This window comes from Collinsella sp. CLA-ER-H11, assembly GCF_040092445.1.
In the GTDB taxonomy this organism is placed as follows: Bacteria; Actinomycetota; Coriobacteriia; order Coriobacteriales; family Coriobacteriaceae; genus Collinsella.
Genome location: NZ_JBBNLN010000027.1, coordinates 1 through 1,583, shown reverse-complemented (window position 1 = coordinate 1,583; position 1,583 = coordinate 1). Strand labels below are relative to the sequence as shown.

The window sequence follows — 1,583 nt, the reverse complement described above, 5'->3', positions numbered from 1 at the left end:
CGCACTGATATTTTCTGTATTGAAGACGTCGATGGTGCACCCGTATACCATTGACGTCGACACCATCAGATGCGGACCGCGCGGTGACCCCACATTCCGCTGGCGCCCACAGGGCTGCCCTCGTTTCCTGACATGTCCCGCGCGGGCCGCGGCGAGCCGAGACCGCCGCATGACCTAATAGGAGCATGGAGCGATACCGCGGACCCGAACAACCGCATTCTATCGCGCCCCGTCAGTGTGCCGTCTGCCCGGTCCAGGCGAGCACGGAAAGAACGGAGCGAGACATGAGAACCGAATCGACACCCGGCGCCCGCGGGCCGGTCTTCTGCGGGGTCGACACCCACGCCGACTCGCACTGGCTGTGCGTCCTCGACTGGAGGGGCCGCAAGGTCCTGTCCCGCCAGTTCCCCGCCGACGCGGCGGGATACGAGGCGCTCGCCGGGGCGATCGCGGCGGCCGGGGAGCCGGCCTGCGTCGCGATGGAGGGGACGTCGTCCTACGGGGCGGGCCTCACCAGGCACCTCGCGTCGCTGGGGATGCCCGTGCGCGAGGCGCTCTCCCCGGCGGGGACGCAGAGGAGGCGCCCGGGGCAGGGGAAGTGCGACGAGTCGGACGCGGAGAGGGCCGCCCGCGCGGCGATGTCCGGCTCAAGGCTCGGGACCCCCAAGAGCCAGGACGGGTGGGTCGACGGGGTGCGCTGCATGCTCGCGGCGCGCTCCGGGGCGGTGAAGGCGCGGACCTCGGCGATCAACACCGCGAGGTCGCTGCTCACCACCGCGCCGGAGGGGCTCAGGTCGAGGTTCCGCGGGATGGCGGGGCCGAGGCTGATGGAGGAGCTCCCCTCCGTGCGCGCCGAGGGCGCGCTGGGCGCCGCGCTCGGAGCGCTGGCGGACCTGTGGGCGGCGGCGCGCGACGCGGCGCTCGACATGGAGCGCGCGATCGAGGCGTCCCTGGAGGAGAACTGCCCCGCGCTGCTGGCGATGTACGGGTGCGGGCCCGTGAGCGCGGCCAAGCTCGCGGTCGCGGCCGGGGACAACCCGGGCAGGCTGCGCTCCGAGGCGTCGTTCGCGGCGATATGCGGCGCCTGCCCCGTCCCCGCCTCGAGCGGCAAGACCGTGAGGCACAGGCTCAACAGGGGCGGCGACCGGCAGGCGAACAGCGCGCTGCACGAGATCGCGAGGCAGAGGGTCATGCGCGACCCCGAGACCGCCGAGTACGCCGAGAGGGCGAGGGCGCGGGGGAAGAGCGACAGGGAGGTCATGAGGTGCCTCAAGCGCTACGTGGCCAGGGAGGCGTACCGGGCGCTGATGCGCCCGCACGAGGTCAGGAGGCCCGAGGACGCCTCGGAGCTCGTGGCGGCCAGGCGCGCGGCGAAGGTCAGCCAGGTGAGGGCGGCGTCCATACTGGGCACCAGCGAGAAGTACATCTCGATGCTGGAGAGGGGCCAAAGGGAGCTCAAGCCCATAAGGAGGGCCTACGAGGCATGGGTCGAGGCCGGACTTCCGCTCGATTGGGACAGGCAGGCCTTCGAGGCCGAGCGCAAAATGGATTCTAAAAAACACCTTGCCAAATAGGAGCGTCAG

General features: G+C 71.1%; 1 protein-coding gene. It reads left to right on the top strand.

Annotated features, from left to right (window positions below; genetic code table 11):
- Positions 1-284 precede the first annotated feature (284 nt).
- Positions 285-1,574: an IS110 family transposase gene (locus AAAX35_RS09550; protein ID WP_349117455.1), complete on the top strand. Its 1,290-nt coding sequence runs from the start codon at positions 285-287 to the stop codon at positions 1,572-1,574.
- The last annotated feature ends 9 nt before the right edge of the window (positions 1,575-1,583 follow it).

Bases quoted from the DNA above. Each gene is read 5' to 3' on its own strand.
- AAAX35_RS09550 (WP_349117455.1), top strand. From the start codon at position 285: ATGAGAACCGAATCGACACCCGGCGCCCGCGGGCCGGTCTTCTGCGGG.